Origin of the sequence: Streptomyces sp. NPDC047117, assembly GCF_040643545.1 — a bacterium.
Taxonomy (GTDB): Bacteria; Actinomycetota; Actinomycetes; order Streptomycetales; family Streptomycetaceae; genus Streptomyces.
Map to the genome: position 1 here is coordinate 105,288 of NZ_JBEYUN010000019.1, position 14,458 is coordinate 119,745.

Below are 14,458 nucleotides of genomic sequence, written 5' to 3' on the forward strand. Positions count from 1 at the left end.
CGGGAACGTGCTCCCTGGGATCACGTGTCCACCTGACCGGTCACAACGGCCGGAACATGCGCTCCCGCTCCTCGTAGGCGAAGACCTCGCCGGAAGTGATCTCGTAGAACCATCCGTGCAGGCGCAGTCGCCTCTCGCGCAGGCGGCGCGCGATGCACGGGTAGGAGCGCAGGTGCCTGAGCTGTGTTTCCAGATGGCGCTGCGTGGCGACACCCTTGCGCAGGGCGGCGGGCTGCGAGCGGTACTCCGCCCGCTGCAGCCAGCGGTTGAACAGCGCCATTCCGGGCAACTGCTTGTCGGCCACCATGCCTTGTACGGCGTCGCAGCACGAGTGTCCGCAGACGACGATGTGGGGCACTTGCAGCGCGATGACCGCGAACTCCAGGGTGGCGCCGACGCCGCAGTCGGCCTCGGACCTGTGGCGCGGGACGATGTTGCCGGCGGTGCGCAGTTCGAGGATCTCGCCCGGACGAGCACCGGTGATCAGCGACGGTACGACGCGTGAGTCCGAGCATGCGAGGAAGAGGGCTTGTGGGCGCTGTCCTTCGGCGAGCGCGGTGAGATCGTCACGGCTCTCGGCAAGGCTCGACCGGAAGGCGCGGGCGTTTTCGATGAGTGACTGCATGGTGGCCTGCCTTGAGCTGCGGGCAATGGAGGGCAGGGGGTGTCGTAGGTGGCTGCTGGGCCGCGCGGGGCGTCATGACCGGCCCCGCGACATGGCGTACGCGACGTACGCCGTGGGTGTGTGGGACGGCTCCCCTGCCGTGCTTACCTGCGAGCCGATCGCGTTGTGCGGCCGGGGCGGTGACACCGACGATGAGAACGGCACCAAACCCGGCGACCGAGCCATGTCGGCGCGGCGCTGAGTGGGTGTCAGGTGGTGGCTTACGCGAGCTGTCAGCCGCCGACCTGTGCCGGTCGATGTCCACGCCTCCAAACTACTACGCAACGTAGAAGTTCAGGGGTTCCGTAGTCGTGACGGTGGCACCGCCCCGCAGGTGGCTTCCCCTGCGAAGAGAGAGAAGGGCAGGTCGGACGCGTTGAGACCATTCGGCGAACTGGAATCGGACATCATGCGCGTGGTGTGGGCGAGTGCGGAACCACTCAGCATTCAGCGCATCACCGATGTCCTCAACGAGGAGCGTCCGCTGGCCTACACCACGGTGATGACGGTCACCGAGCGTCTGCGGACCAAGGGATGGCTGGGCCGAGTCAAGTGCGGCAGGTCCTACCGTTACAGCCCGCTGCGCTCGGCGGACGACTACACGGCCGAACTCATGGAGCAGGCCCTGGCTTCCTCCACCGACCGCGCGAACGCGCTCCTGCACTTCGCCGGCCGCCTCGACGCCGACGAGGCGGCCGCCCTCCGCAAGGCACTGGACACCCTGCCCCCCGATCACGATCCCGATCCGGATACCGACTCCGATCCCGCCCCCGACCCCGAAGCCGATACCAACTTCTGAGGCCACACTGTGTTATTCATCGCAGCATTGCTCGCCTACGCGGTATTGCTCGGCGGGCCGGCCGCCCGCCTGTTGACCCGTGCGCGCTGGGTAACCCGCTTCCCGCAAGCCGCCCTGCGCAGCTGGCATGCCTGCGCTCTGAGCCTGCTGGCCTCGATCGTGGGCTTCCTCCTCCTGGTCGCGCACGACCTGTGGGAACACCTCATGATGTGGCTCTTCAGCGCTGACGAGCCGCTGGTCCACGACGCCTACGGCGGTTCCTGGCTGGTGGCGGACATTCCCCGGGCCGCGTTGGCCGTTCTCTTCCTGGGATCCGTGACGCTCGCCGGCCTCACCCTGCGCAGCCTGCTGAGCCTCCGCCGGGAGCGGAACAAGTACCGGCTCACGGCCGACGCCCTGAGGGAGCACGACCGCATCCACGACTCGGACGTACGCGTGCTGAAGCACACGGACCCCGCGGTCTTCTGCATCCCCGGGACACGCAACGGCTCACGCATCGTCGTGACCACGGCGGCACTGGACATGCTGTCCGACACCGAACTCGCCGCTGCGCTGGAACACGAGCGGGCCCACCTGGCATACCGTCACCACCGCGCCTTCCTCGTCGCCGACGTCCTGACCGCGGCCTTCGGCTGGACCGGCCTCTCACGCGGATACGCCCAACAGGTGCGCCGCCTCGCGGAGATGGCCGCGGACGACCGGGCCGCGCAGGAGCACGGCCGGCGCGCCGTGGCCTCGGCGCTGCTGGAGATGTGCGCCGTGGGCCCCACCGCCACGGTGTCCGGGCTGCCCGCGATGACAGGAACCGACCCGGCCGAGCGCATCCGCCGCCTCCTCAGGGCGGCACCGTCCCACGCGAAGGCACTGGCGCCCGCCCTGAGCACAGTGGTCATGGCAGTCGTCCTCGCACTCCCCGTGGTACTCGCCATGACCCCCGCAGCCCTCCTTGCCGGCACCGCGCATTCCGGTTGCTGACGGCGTGACGTCGGTGGAGAAGAAGCTCAGCGCGTCGAAGGTGCTCAGCGCGTCGAAGGTGCTCAGCGCGTCGAAGCCGCTCTTGCCGGAGGTAACGCTCGTGTCGCACAGAGGCCGGCGACGGGCCGGCTTCCGCGGAGAGCAATCACATTCCGCCCTCGAGATGCCGAGCGCGGGCACGCAGCGCGAGTGTCACGAGTGCCGCGCTTTCAGGGCGTCGTACGTCGTGGCCCGTCAGCTCGGCGAAGCGCTGGAGACGGTGCTGGACAGTGTGCGGCCTGCCCGGCGGGGCAGCAATAAGCATTTCGCAGTGATTCGCGGGGGTTCAGCGTTCATGTGCATAGCGACGCAGAAAGCCCTGGCTCCTGGAGTTCCCTCCAGGAGCCAGGGCCTGCACGCCGCTCGGACGATGTCTCGGTCGCGCGCTGCGGAGCGGTCGGTGATCTGGAAGCTGTGCTCGGCCCCTACAGATCCTGGTCGGGTTCCGTGATCCCGAGGTCGACGCGCATGACGCGGCGCATTTTCCACAAGGGATCCCACAGCTTGTCCAAGCTCTCCGAGGCGGCCTCCAGGTTCTCCCCCTCCTGCGCAACGTTTCCATCGAGTCGCATCAACAGGCCATAGAGATCACCAAGATGACGATTTGCCGTGCTGGCCGCCTCCGCCACGGTGTCGGGCAGCACCATCTGGGCCTCGGCGTGACGCATACGGTGCTCACGGCGCGCCCGGTCCAGATCTGCCCGTAGCTCCTCGGTCATCTCGCCTCTGTCCAGGGCGTGAAGGGCCTTCGCCATCACGTTGGCCAAGTCGCGAGTGCCGGCGCTGAGGGTGGCGTAACACGTGCGCCGTGCCTCGAGCCGGGCCTGGCGCGTGGCGTACTCACGCTCCTCTTGCTGGAGTTGCCTCGTGTGTTCCAACTCGCGGGCCCTGGCGCGGTCGGCACCGCGCTGTGTGATCACGGCGGCAGCGAGGGTGCCGCCAATGCCCAGAACCGCGATCACGATCTGACTGATTGAGCTGTTCAAGCTGCCCCCTGGCTCCGATCGGCTCGCCGGGACTGTACCTCGCTCAGCGGGAGTCGAGGCCGCCTGACATGAGCCGGGTGACGTTGTGGTGGTCGAGGCAGAGATCGTCCGCTACCTGGCGGCGAGTTCGACACCGGCGGAGGGGATGGGGGCGACACCCCAGCCGTTCGTCTGGACCCGCTCGATCGCTGCCAACTGGGTGAGCACGTCGACCGGTCGAGAGTGTCAGTTGCTTGAGCCTGTCAGTTGTTCGAGAGGGAATCCGTCGACGGGTTCGTTTCCTGCGTGGCGGCCCAGGAGGCGAGGAGGCGCAGTCCTTCCTCGGAGGGGGAGCCGGGTTCGGCGGTGTAGATGGTGAGGGTGAGGCCGGGTTCGGCGGCCATCTCCAGGCCCTCGTAGGCAACCGTGAGCTCGCCCACGGCCGAGTGGTGGAAGCGCTTCATTCCGGTGCCGTGATGACGGACGTTGTGGGCGCCCCAGCGGGTACGGAATTCCTCACTGCGCGTGCACAGCTCACCCACCAGGTCGTGCAGCTCCTTGTCGTGCGGGTTGCGGCCGGCTTCGGTGCGCAGGATGGCGACGGAGATGTCGGCGGCGAGGTCCCAGTCGGGGTAGAAGCGCCGGGACACGGGGTCGAGGAAGTTGAAGCGGGCGAAGTTCGGTGGCTGGCAGCTGCTGTTGTAGATGTCGCTGTTGAAGGCGCGGGCGAGCTGATTGGCGGCGAGCAGATCCATGCGGCCGTTGCGGACGAAGGCCGGTGCTTCGGTGATCGCGTCCAGCGTCCACTGCAGGCTGGGATGCGGCGTCCACTGGCCCTTGCTGCGTCGGCGTCGGGGCCTGGTGAGGGCGTCGGTGCCGTCGGCGGCCTGGGCCAGGTGGAGGAGGTGGGCGCGTTCGGCGTCGTCGAGCTGGAGTGCGCGGGCAACGGCTTCGAGGACGGCGGGGGAGACGCCGGCGAGGCTGCCGCGTTCGAGTTTGGCGTAGTACTCGACGCTGACGTCGGCCAGCGCGGCGACCTCGCTCCTGCGCAGCCCGGGAACACGGCGCCGGGGCCCGGTGGGCAGCCCGGCCTGCTCGGGGGTGATCTTTGCTCGCCGCGAGGTCAGGAACTCGCGGACCTCTTCACGGTTGTCCACACCTCGACCGTACGCCGCACACGCCGCAGGAGGGGTGTACTGGTGGTACACCCCTCGCTGGTGACTCGCTGCACGCGAGAAATGGCGGTTACCTGGGTTGCGTGGCACTTCCCGGCCCGGTGCGGTGGCGCCGCGGAGGCCGGGTGTGCCCACCCGGGAGTGCGCCGACGCCAGTCACGCCCAGTCACGCCAGTCACGCCAGTGACGGCAGTGGTGTCGTCCTCGCGCCCCGGTACGTAACTGCACGCGGGCCCGCCGCGGAGCGGCCCAGTGGGCCGCTCCGCGCTCGCGGGCCGCCCCTCAGAACGTAAGGAACCACTCATGCGCGGAGCAGTGATCCACGCCCCCGGCGATGTGCGCTTCGAGAACAACCTCGACGACCCGAAGATTCTGAAGCCGACCGACGCGATCATCCGCACGGCCGTCACCTGCGTGTGCGGCTCGGACCTGTGGCCCTACCGCGGCCTGGAGCCGATCGGTGACCCGCACCCGATGGGCCACGAGTACGTCGGCGTCGTGGAGGAGGTCGGCAGCGAGGTCACCTCGGTCAAGCCGGGCCAGTTCGTGGTCGGCTCCTTCGCCACCTCGGACAACACGTGTGCGAACTGCCGCAACGGCTGGCAGTCCAGCTGTCTGAACCGTGAGTTCATGAGCACCTGCCAGGCCGACTACGTCCGTATTCCCCACGCTCAGGGCTCCCTCGTCGCCACCGACGGACACCCGGCCGACGAGTTCCTGCCGGGCCTGCTCGCGGTCTCCGACGTGATGGGTACGGGCTGGTACGCCGCCCTGGCCGCGGAGGTCAAGCCCGGCTCCACCGCCGTAGTGGTCGGCGACGGTGCGGTCGGCCTGTGCGGTGTGATCGCGGCCAAGGAGCTGGGCGCGGAGCGGATCATCGCGATGAGCCGCCACGAATCCCGTCAGAAGCTCGCCCTGGACTTCGGCGCCACCGACATTGTCACAGAGCGCGGCGAGGACGGCGTCGCCCGCGTCAAGGACCTCACCGACGGCATCGGCGCGGACGCGGTACTGGAGTGCGTCGGCACCGCCCAGGCCATGCAGCAGGCGCTGCAGTCGGCGCGGCCCGGCGGCAACGTCGGCTTCGTCGGGGTACCGCACGATGTCGCGGTCGACGGCCAGGAACTGTTCTTCTCCCACGTCGGCCTGCGCGGCGGCCCCGCCCCCGTACGCCGCTACCTGCCCGACCTCATCGACCGCGTCCTGTCCGGCCGGATCGACCCGGGCAAGGTCTTCGACCTCACCCTGCCGCTGGAGCAGGTCGCCGAGGGCTACCGGGCGATGGACGAGCGCCGCGCGATCAAGGCACTGCTCACGCCCTGAATCGGTACGCCCGTCGTTACTGGCCGGGGACAGGCCCGTCGGCCGGGGCCGGATGCCTGAGGCCTGCCCGGCCCCGGGCGCCGAGCCCCTGCCCCGGTGGTGGAAGCCCGGCTCACGCATCCACCCGTCCGGCGCACAGCTCGGCGGCCGTTTCCTTGCTCCCCACCTCCCCGCCTGCCCGTTTCCTCGCTTCCTCGCATTCTGTACAAGGAGTATCCGCACGCATGCCTTCCGTATCCGGAAGCGCTCCCGCTCCCGGCAAGCTGCCCTTCGTCGTCTGGGTGCTGGCGGCCGGTACGTTCCTGATGGGGACCACCGAGTTCGTCATCGCAGGGCTGTTGCCGGAGATGGCCGGTGACCTCGGCGTCAGCGTTTCCCACGCCGGTCTGCTGATCACGGCCTTCGCCATCGGCATGATCATCGGCGGGCCGACCATGGCCATGGCCACGCTGCGCCTGCCGCAGCGCCAGACCCTGGTCCGGGCGCTCGCCACCTTCGCGCTCGGCCACGTCGTCGCGGCGGTCAGTGGTTCCTTCACGGTCGTACTCATCGCCCGTGTAGTGACCGCGCTGGCCACCGGAGCGTTCTGGGCCGTCGGATTCGTGATCGTCACCGCCGCCGCTGGCCCGGCCAATTCGACGCGCGCTGTGGGCGTGATGATGGGCGGTCTGACGCTGGCCAACGTCGTCGGCGTACCGATCGGCTCCTTCGCCGGTCAGATCACCGGCTGGCGCGGCCCCTTCTGGGCCCTGGCCGTCCTCGCCGCACTCGCGGCCGCGTTCGTCGGCCGGTTCATCCCCACGACCGAGCAGCGTACCGAGGTGTCGGTACGGGCCGAGGTCCGTGCGCTGCGGCAGGGCCGGCTGTGGCTGGCGCTCACCGCCGCGGTAGTGATCATGGGTGGTGTCCTGGCGACGTACACGTACATCACCCCGCTGCTGACCGACCGCGCCGGAATTCCGGAGGGTGCCGTGCCGCTGGTCCTGATCGCCTTCGGTGCCGGTGCGCTGGGCGGCACCGCGGTCGGTGGCCGGCTGGGCGACCGCCGCCCGATGGCCACGACCATCACGGCCGCCGCGGCCACCGCCGTGCTGCTGTTCCTGCTGATCCCGCTGTCGACCAGCCCCGCCGCGGCAGTTGCCCTGGTCTTCCTGATGTCGCTGGCCGGTTTCACCGTCAACCCCATCGTCACCTCCCTCGCCGTTCGCTTCGCCGGCGAGGCACCGACGCTGACCTCGGCGCTGACCACTTCCGCGTACAACACCGGCATCGCCGCCGGCTCAGCCATCGCGGGCACGGCACTGAGCTCGTCCCTGGGCCTGACCGGTCCCGCACTCGTAGGCGCCGTCTCCGCAGCCCTCACCCTGCTCCCGCTCGCAGCCCTCGCCGTACTCGGCACGTCCCACACGACGCGGGTCGTCGCCCAGCGCACCACCGCGTCTCACACCCGGGACGACGAATCCGTACCGGCACCGGCGCAGCACTGAATCCCGTATCGCTCGCTCCGCTCTCCCTGGGAGAAGACCGCATGAACCCCACGTACGACTTCACCGGCCAAGTCGCCTTCGTCACCGGAGCCGGCTCCGGGATGGGCCTCGCCACCGCCCGCGCCTTCGCGCAAGCGGGTGCCGCCGTGGCCCTCACCGACATCGACGAGGCCGCGCTGAACGCAGCGGTGAAGCAGCTCACCGACGAAGGACACCAGGCCCTCGCCATCATCTGCGACGTCAGCGACGAGGACCAGGTCGCCGCGGCAGTCGACCGTACGGTGGAGACCTTCGGCCGCCTCGACATGGCCTACAACAACGCCGGCATCCAGATCCCGCCGGCCGACGCGGCCGACGAGGAGGCTTCCGTCTTCGACAAGGTCAACGCCGTGAATCTGCGCGGCATTTGGGCCAGCATGAAGCACGAACTGCGGCACATGCGGGCCCAGGGGAGTGGCGCCATCGTCAACTGCTCCTCCCTCGGCGGCCTGGTCGGCATTCCCGGCCGTGCCTCGTATCACGCCTCCAAGCACGGTGTGATCGGCCTGACCGGCAGCGCGGCCCTCGAATACGCCCCGCGCGGTATCCGCATCAACGCGGTGTGCCCCGGCACCATCGACACCCCCATGGTCAGCGACATGATCGCCAAGGGGGAGCTCGACCGCGCCGAGGCCGAAGCGAACCAGCCCATCAACCGCCTCGGCACCGCAGAGGAAATCGCCCAGGCCGTCCTGTGGCTGTGCAGCCCCGGCGCCGGCTTCGTCCTCGGCGTCGCCCTCCCCGTCGACGGCGGCTACGTCGCCCAATAGCCGACGAGTAGCCGGACGTCCCCCCCCCATCCCCCCATCCCCCCCATCCCTCCACCCACCCCACCACCATCGCGCGACAAGGAAGCCCACCATGCAGCACCTCACCTCGACCCCCACGGCCAAGGCCCCGGCCGAGCGGTTCACCGGCGACGTCTACCTCAACATGATCGACGCGCCGACCGATCCCGCCCGCCTGGCCGCCGCCCTCGTCCGCTTCACCCCGGGCGCCCGCACCAACTGGCACCGCCACGCCAACGGCCAGACTCTGTACGTCACCGACGGCATCGGCCTGGTCGGCACTCGCGACGGCGAGGTCGTACGCGTGAGCGCGGGCGAGATCGTGAAGTGCCCGGCCGGCGAGGAACACTGGCACGGTGCCACCGACACCACGTTCATGGCCCACATCGCCATGGTCGTCGGCGACGCTGCCGGCGACGGCACCACCTGGCTGGAGCCCGTCACCGACGAGCAGTACACCCAGGCACTCGCCACGCTCAGCGCCTGATCTGCACGGCGAGTAGGCAGGCGTTCGCCCTGCTAGGGCCGCGCGGATGTGTCGAGGAGCCGGCTGATCTCCTCTTCGCCGTACCCGAGTTCGGTGAGGATGTCGTGGCTGTGCTGGCCGAGGAGGGGTGGGGCGGTGCGGACCGGTGGGCGGGTGCCGCGGAAGGTTACGGGGAAGGCGACCTGCTCCAGGGGGCCCACGTCCGGGTGGTCGACCTTTTGCACCATGTCCAGAGCGGCGGTCTGCGGGCAGTCGTACACCTCGCCGAGGGTGCGGATGGGTGCGACGGGGACGCCCAGCGGCTTGAGGAGGCCGCACCAGTGGGCGACCGGTTTGTCGACGAGGACCGACTCCAGCTTGGCGTTGAGGGCGGTGCGGTGTGCCACGCGGTCGCGGTTGGTGGCGAAACGTGGGTCGTCCGCCCACTCCGGGTGGCCGAGCGCGTCGACCAGGCGGCGGAACAGGGTGTCGTTGCCGACGGCGATCACGAAGTGGCCGTCGGCGGCCGGGTACGCCTGGTAGGGGACGAGGCTGGGATGGCCCGAGCCCAGGCGGGCAGGGCGCTCGCCGGTCGCGAAGTAGCCGGTGGCCCAGTTGATGTGGAGGGCGAGCTGGGACTCGTACAGGGACGTCGTGACGTACTGGCCGGCGCCGGTGCGTTCGCGTTCCACGAGCGCCGAGGTGACACCGATGAGACCGAAGAGGGCGGCACCGAGGTCGCCCATGGCGTAACCCGCCTTCACCGGCGGGCCGTCCGGCTCACCGGTGAGGGACATCAGTCCGGCCGAGGCCTGCGCCACCATGTCGTAGCCGGGCTCGTCGCGCAGCGGTCCGGTGTCGCCGAAGGCGGAGATGTGGAGGATGACGAGGCGCGGGTACTGCGCGCTGAGTGCCCGGTGGTCGAAGAGGCTGGCCAGGGAGCTGCCCGGGCGGAAGTTCTCCACCAACACATCGGCGTCGGCGAGCATCCGGTGTACGACCTCCTGGCCGGCCGCCGACTTGAGGTCGAGGGTCACCGAGCGCTTGTTCCGGTTGGCCGCCAGGTAGTACGTGGCGTCGGGGCCGTTGAAGGGCGGGCCCCAGGACCGGGTGGGGTCGCCGCCGTCGGGGTGCTCGACCTTGATGACGTCCGCGCCGAGGTCGGCCAGCGACATGGTGACGTAGGGGCCCGCGAGGATCTTGGAGAGGTCGACGACCTTCATGCCCGCGAGCGGGGCGGGGTGCTCATGCATGGGCGGCATCCTTCAGCTCGGTGAGCGGGACGGGCCCGCCGTCCGCCAGTGCGGCGAAGTGGTCCAGCGCGGGACGGGGCAGCGCGGCCGGGTCGTCGAGCAGGGCGCTGTAGGTGCGGGCGACGAGGAGGGCGCGGCCGTCATCGGTGGTGCGTGTTTCGTGGTCGGCCTGGTCGTGGAGGAGGGTCTCCATGACGGCGCGGGTCAGCTCGTCGGCGTATCGGCCGATCCGCATTTCCTGTTCGTCGGGAGGGAGTTGGAGGAGGTTGTCGCCCCTTTCGCGCAGGTGCTGCCAGCGGGCCCGGGTGGCGGGGCGGTCGCCGTAGGTGTCGGCGAGGGCGGTGTGGGCGTTCTCGCGGCGCATGCAGCGCAGTACGTCGAGTGCGATGACGTTGGAGGAGCCCTCCCAGATGGAACCGAGGTGCGCGTCGCGTACGAGGCGGGGGTTGACCCAGTCCTCGATGTAGCCGTTGCCGCCGCGGATTTCCATGGCCTCGCCGGTGACGGTGCGGGCCCGCTTGCACACGGTGTATTTGGCGAGGGGGGCCAGGACGCGGACCAGCGCGCAGGCGTACTCGTCACCGGCGTCGGCGGCGGTGAGCCGGGCGGCGGCCTCCAGGACGAGATGGAGGGCGGCTTCCGTATCGAGGATCATCGGCAGCAGGGTGGCCCGCATCAGTGGTTGGTCGAAGAGGGGCTTGCCGAAGACCTGCCGGTCGCGGGTGTGGTCGAGGGATTCGCGCACGGCGCGGCGCATGAGGGCGGTGGCGCGCATGGCGTTGGACAGTCGGGATACGTTGAGCATCTCCGCCATCTGCCGGAAGCCGCGGGTGAGTTCGCCGACCGGGGTCGCGTACGCGTCGTCGAGGGTCACCTCGCCACTGGCGATGGAACGCGAGCCCAGCTTGTCCTTGAGGCGGTCGATGCGGAGGGCGTTGCGGGTGCCGTCGGGGCGCAAGCGCGGCACGAGGAACATGCCGAGGCCGCGGGTGCCCTCACCCTGGCCGGGGACGCGGGCGAGGGTGAGGATCACATCGGCACTCGGGTTGGACGCGAACCATTTCTTGCCGGTCAGTGTCCAGTGCGTGCCGTGGTCGGTGGCGATGGTCTCGGTGCGGCCCACATCGGTGCCACCCTGCTTCTCCGTCATGAACATCGCGCCGGTCTTCCGCAGCGCGGGGTCGGTGGACGACAGGGCGGCGATCTCGTCGGCATACCGCTCGGCGTCGAACAGGCGCAGGATCCGAGCGGCCGAGTCGGTCATGGACAGCGGGCAGGCCATGCCGAATTCGGACTGTACGTAGAGGTAGGACAGGGCGTACTTGACGGTGTGCGGGACCTTCGTGGGCCAGCCGAGGACGCCGGGGCGGTGCGACATCGCTGCGAGTCCGAAGCGCTCGTACGCGATCGCGGCTGCCTCGTCGTGAGCGGGGTGGAAGGCGATCTCGTCGATGCGGGTGCCGTCGGGGGCGTACTGGACCAACCGGGGCGGATTGGCGTCGGCGAGGGCGGCCTGCCGGTCGAGTTCGCCGGCGGCCAGCTCTCCCAGCTCGACCAGCAGCGGTTCGACACGGGCACGGTCATCGGAGGACAGGACTCGGTCGAGCAGCGGCCGCAGGGCGGGGTCGCGGTCTGCGTAGTTCATGACGTCAGGATTCATGGCGGACACTGGGTGCTCCAGATCAAGCGGGCTGTGTGGTATGGGAGTTCCGCTCCGAGGCAAGGTCGGCGTCGCCGGTACGGGCGAGGAGCGGCAGGACACCGGCGAGGGTGAGCGCGGTGTAGCCGAGGCCGAGGGCGACGACGGGCCAGATCGAGTCGAAGGCGGTGAGCAGGTACTGCGAGACGATGGGGGCGGTCCCCGCGAACAGCGTCGTGCACAGTTGGTACGACAGTGACATCCCGGTGTAGCGGACCTCGACGGGGAAGACGCGGGCGAGGATGCCGGCGAGCGCCGCGTAGTACATGGCGTGCGGGAAGGTGGCGAGGCCCATGCCGAGGACGGCGAGCCAGAAGTTGCCGGTGTCGATGAGGACGAACATCAGCGGCAGTACGACGAACTCGGGCAGCAGCATCCACAACACGGCGCTCCGCACCGGCCACTTGCTCGCGAGGACGGCGCCGAAGGGCTGCACGATGACCTGCACGACGAGGGCGATGGAGATGACGGTGAGGAAGGAGGACCGGTCGAAGTCGAGGTCCGCGGTGGCCCAGGACAGTGCGAAGGTCGTCTTCACATAGGTGATGGCCACGCCGGCCGTACCGGCGATGACGCCGAGGAAGACGAGCAGCGGGAACCGGGTGAGTACGTCCTTGATGGGCAGCTTGACCGGCTTGTTGCGGGCGAGGGCCTCCTGCATTTCGGGGGTCTCGGCGAGCTTGAGCCGGATGAAGAGACCGACGGCGACGAGCACGGCGGAGAACAGGAACGGCACCCGCCACCCCCACGATTCGAAGGCACTGTCCGGGAGTTGGGCAATGCCCAGGAAGGCGACGGTGGCGAGGAGGTTCCCGACCGGGGAGCCCTGCTGTGCGAAGGCGCCGTAGAGCAGCTTTCGGCCGGGCGGGGCGTACTCGGTGGCGATGAGCACGGCACCGCCCCACTCACCGCCCATCGCGACACCCTGAATCATGCGCAGCAGGATGAGCAGGACGGGGGCGGCGGTGCCGATCTGGTCGTAGCCGGGCAGCAGACCCACGCAGAAGGTGGCGCCGCCCATCATGGTCAGCGTTGTGACCAGGGCTTTCTTCCGGCCGTACGTGTCCCCGAGGTGCCCGAAGATCAGGCCGCCGAGGGGGCGGGCCAGAAAACCGACCCAGAAGGTGGCGAAGGCGGCGAGGGTACCGACGGCCGGCGAGGCGCCGGCGAAGAAGATCTTGCCGAGAACCAGCGCGGAGGCGGATCCGTAGATGTAGAAGTCGAACCACTCGATGGTGGTGCCGACGAAAGCGGTGACACCGGCGCGGCGGGCGTCGCGGGCTTGCACCTCGTGCTGCATGACGAGCGTCCTCTCGTAGCGGCAGATCCCGCTACGGAGGGCAGGGCAGCTACTGCGATCAACCCTCGCCCTTTCGCGAGACATGGGTCACTCTGCCTCGCGATATTAGGCGCTGTCCAAGACCAATAATGGGGTCGATTGCAACAAGATCGCGCACAATCGTCGGGCGCGATCGTCGTGCACGATCACTCGTCCTTTGCCGTGTCCGGCGCGGACTGCGGGGTCGGCAGTACGTCCTCCGCCACGCGCAGTACCGCCTGCAACGCTGCCGACGCGTTGCCGGTGCGCCAGCCCAGGGCGATGGGCAATACCGGCACGTTGTCCCCGACGAGGGGCCGGAACACCACGTGCTCCAGGTGAATGCTGCAGGCCGACTCGACGACGACGGCTGCACCGACGCCGGCGCCGACGAGAGCGAGCATGTTGTACGAGTCCGGGGCCTCCTGCGTGATCCGGGGTACGAAGCCGGCGTCGTGGCATGCCTGCACCATCGCCTCACGCACTGCCGATTCCCGCGAGCGCGGAAACGTGACGATGGGTTCGCCCGCGAGCTCGCTCACGTGCACCTCGGTGCGCTCGGCGAGCGGGTGGCTGTCCGGCAGGGCGAGCATGAGGCGCTCCATGCGTACGACGCGTGCGGTGATGCCGCGCCGCACCGGCAGCGCGACGAAACCGATGTCGAGGCTGCCGTCCGCGACCCGGCGCAGCGCCTCGCCGGAGTACGTCTGCCCTTCGAGCACCAGCTCGATCCCGGGGAGTTGTGAGGTGACCGCGCGCGTGAGCAGCGGCAGCGCCGAGTAGCTGCTGGCCCCGGCGAAGCCGACCGTGACCCGGCCGGCCTCGCCCAGGTGGGTGGCGCGGACGGTGCGCCGTACGGCGGAGGCGTCGGCGAGCAGCTGCTTGGCCGGTTCCACGAGGGCTTGGCCGGCCGGGGTGAGCCGCACGCTGCGAGTGGTGCGGTCGAACAGTTTGACCCCCAGGTCGCGTTCGAGGAATTTGATCTGCTGGCTGAGCGGTGACTGCGCGATGTGCAGACGCTCGGCGGCCCGCCCGAAGTGCAGCTCTTCGGCGACGGCGACGAATCCGGTGAGGTGTTTCAGGTCCACCGGCCCAAAATAGCCCGCGGCCCATTCGGGGTGCCGTGCCACACCGCTCCGCCGCGATGGGGGCCGATGGCCTGCGCGCTGAGAACCGATGACCTGCGTACTGAGAGCCGGTGGGCGGCGCGCTTCCCCACGCGGCCGTCCGGTCCCCGCCTCGTAGTGCAACACCCTGGTCAAGGAGTTGGCGGGCCGGGCCGGCTCCCGCCTGTTGCGTCTCCAGCGTGCCCCCGATCGAAAGGCGTACCCGCGAGAACGTTCGGTCTCCGTCCTGCCGTGCGGGCATGAGGTGCTTGCGCGCGGGCATGAGGTGCCTGCGCGGCAGATCGCCGGGCACGGCCGTGCCCGGCACGCCGTCTATGAGCGCACGCGCCGAAGGAGAAACG

The 14,458-nt window shown here is 69.6% G+C and carries 14 protein-coding genes; 6 read left to right on the forward strand and 8 right to left on the reverse strand.

Annotated features, from left to right (window positions below):
- Nucleotides 1–40: 40 nt before the first annotated feature.
- Nucleotides 41–625 carry a carbonic anhydrase gene (locus tag ABZ840_RS30150; protein ID WP_361564670.1) on the reverse strand — a complete coding sequence of 195 codons (585 nt, stop codon included), beginning with the start codon at nt 623–625 and terminating at the stop codon, nt 41–43.
- A gap of 415 nt (nt 626–1,040) precedes the next feature.
- Between ABZ840_RS30150 and ABZ840_RS30155 the strand changes: the two genes are divergently transcribed.
- Entirely contained in the window at nt 1,041–1,463 is a 423-nt protein-coding gene (locus ABZ840_RS30155; RefSeq protein WP_361564673.1) for a BlaI/MecI/CopY family transcriptional regulator, read from the forward strand.
- A gap of 9 nt (nt 1,464–1,472) precedes the next feature.
- A complete protein-coding gene (locus tag ABZ840_RS30160) occupies nt 1,473–2,438 on the forward strand; it encodes a M56 family metallopeptidase (protein WP_361564676.1) in 966 nt (321 codons plus the stop codon).
- Nucleotides 2,439–2,583: 145 nt separating this feature from the next.
- Here ABZ840_RS30160 and ABZ840_RS30165 read toward each other — a convergent pair whose 3' ends face one another.
- From ABZ840_RS30165 to ABZ840_RS30175, 3 genes are all read right to left on the reverse strand, one after another.
- Nucleotides 2,584–2,742: a helix-turn-helix domain-containing protein gene (locus ABZ840_RS30165; RefSeq protein ID WP_361564679.1), complete on the reverse strand. Its 159-nt coding sequence runs from the start codon at nt 2,740–2,742 to the stop codon at nt 2,584–2,586.
- Between the two features lie 160 nt (nt 2,743–2,902).
- Entirely contained in the window at nt 2,903–3,463 is a 561-nt protein-coding gene (locus ABZ840_RS30170) for a hypothetical protein (RefSeq protein ID WP_361564681.1), read from the reverse strand.
- 242 nt (nt 3,464–3,705) lie between these two features.
- Entirely contained in the window at nt 3,706–4,599 is an 894-nt protein-coding gene (locus ABZ840_RS30175; RefSeq protein WP_361564684.1) for a helix-turn-helix transcriptional regulator, read from the reverse strand.
- Nucleotides 4,600–4,920: 321 nt separating this feature from the next.
- Here ABZ840_RS30175 and ABZ840_RS30180 point away from each other — a divergent pair, with 321 nt between their 5' ends.
- From ABZ840_RS30180 to ABZ840_RS30195, 4 genes are all read left to right on the forward strand, one after another.
- Nucleotides 4,921–5,940: a zinc-dependent alcohol dehydrogenase family protein gene (locus ABZ840_RS30180; protein WP_361564687.1), complete on the forward strand. Its 1,020-nt coding sequence runs from the start codon at nt 4,921–4,923 to the stop codon at nt 5,938–5,940.
- 224 nt (nt 5,941–6,164) lie between these two features.
- Nucleotides 6,165–7,427 (forward strand): MFS transporter, encoded by a 1,263-nt coding sequence (locus tag ABZ840_RS30185; RefSeq protein WP_361564690.1) that lies wholly within the window; start codon nt 6,165–6,167, stop codon nt 7,425–7,427.
- A gap of 41 nt (nt 7,428–7,468) precedes the next feature.
- Nucleotides 7,469–8,236: a glucose 1-dehydrogenase gene (locus ABZ840_RS30190; RefSeq protein WP_361564693.1), complete on the forward strand. Its 768-nt coding sequence runs from the start codon at nt 7,469–7,471 to the stop codon at nt 8,234–8,236.
- A 91-nt stretch (nt 8,237–8,327) separates the two neighbouring features.
- Complete coding sequence (locus tag ABZ840_RS30195; RefSeq protein WP_361564695.1) at nt 8,328–8,741, forward strand: cupin domain-containing protein; 414 nt, start codon at nt 8,328–8,330, stop codon at nt 8,739–8,741.
- A gap of 32 nt (nt 8,742–8,773) precedes the next feature.
- On the opposite strand, the gene ABZ840_RS30200 is transcribed toward ABZ840_RS30195, so the two are convergent.
- The 4 genes from ABZ840_RS30200 to ABZ840_RS30215 all read right to left on the reverse strand — a co-directional run bounded on the left by ABZ840_RS30200 (nt 8,774) and on the right by ABZ840_RS30215 (nt 14,078).
- Entirely contained in the window at nt 8,774–9,973 is a 1,200-nt protein-coding gene (locus tag ABZ840_RS30200; RefSeq protein WP_361564698.1) for a CoA transferase, read from the reverse strand.
- Entirely contained in the window at nt 9,966–11,618 is a 1,653-nt protein-coding gene (locus ABZ840_RS30205) for an acyl-CoA dehydrogenase family protein (RefSeq protein WP_361564701.1), read from the reverse strand. Before ABZ840_RS30205 ends, ABZ840_RS30200 begins: the two co-directional genes overlap by 8 nt.
- 37 nt (nt 11,619–11,655) lie before the next feature.
- Nucleotides 11,656–12,972 (reverse strand): MFS transporter, encoded by a 1,317-nt coding sequence (locus tag ABZ840_RS30210; protein WP_361564705.1) that lies wholly within the window; start codon nt 12,970–12,972, stop codon nt 11,656–11,658.
- A gap of 185 nt (nt 12,973–13,157) precedes the next feature.
- A complete protein-coding gene (locus ABZ840_RS30215; protein ID WP_361564707.1) occupies nt 13,158–14,078 on the reverse strand; it encodes a LysR substrate-binding domain-containing protein in 921 nt (306 codons plus the stop codon).
- Between the last annotated feature and the right edge of the window lie 380 nt (nt 14,079–14,458).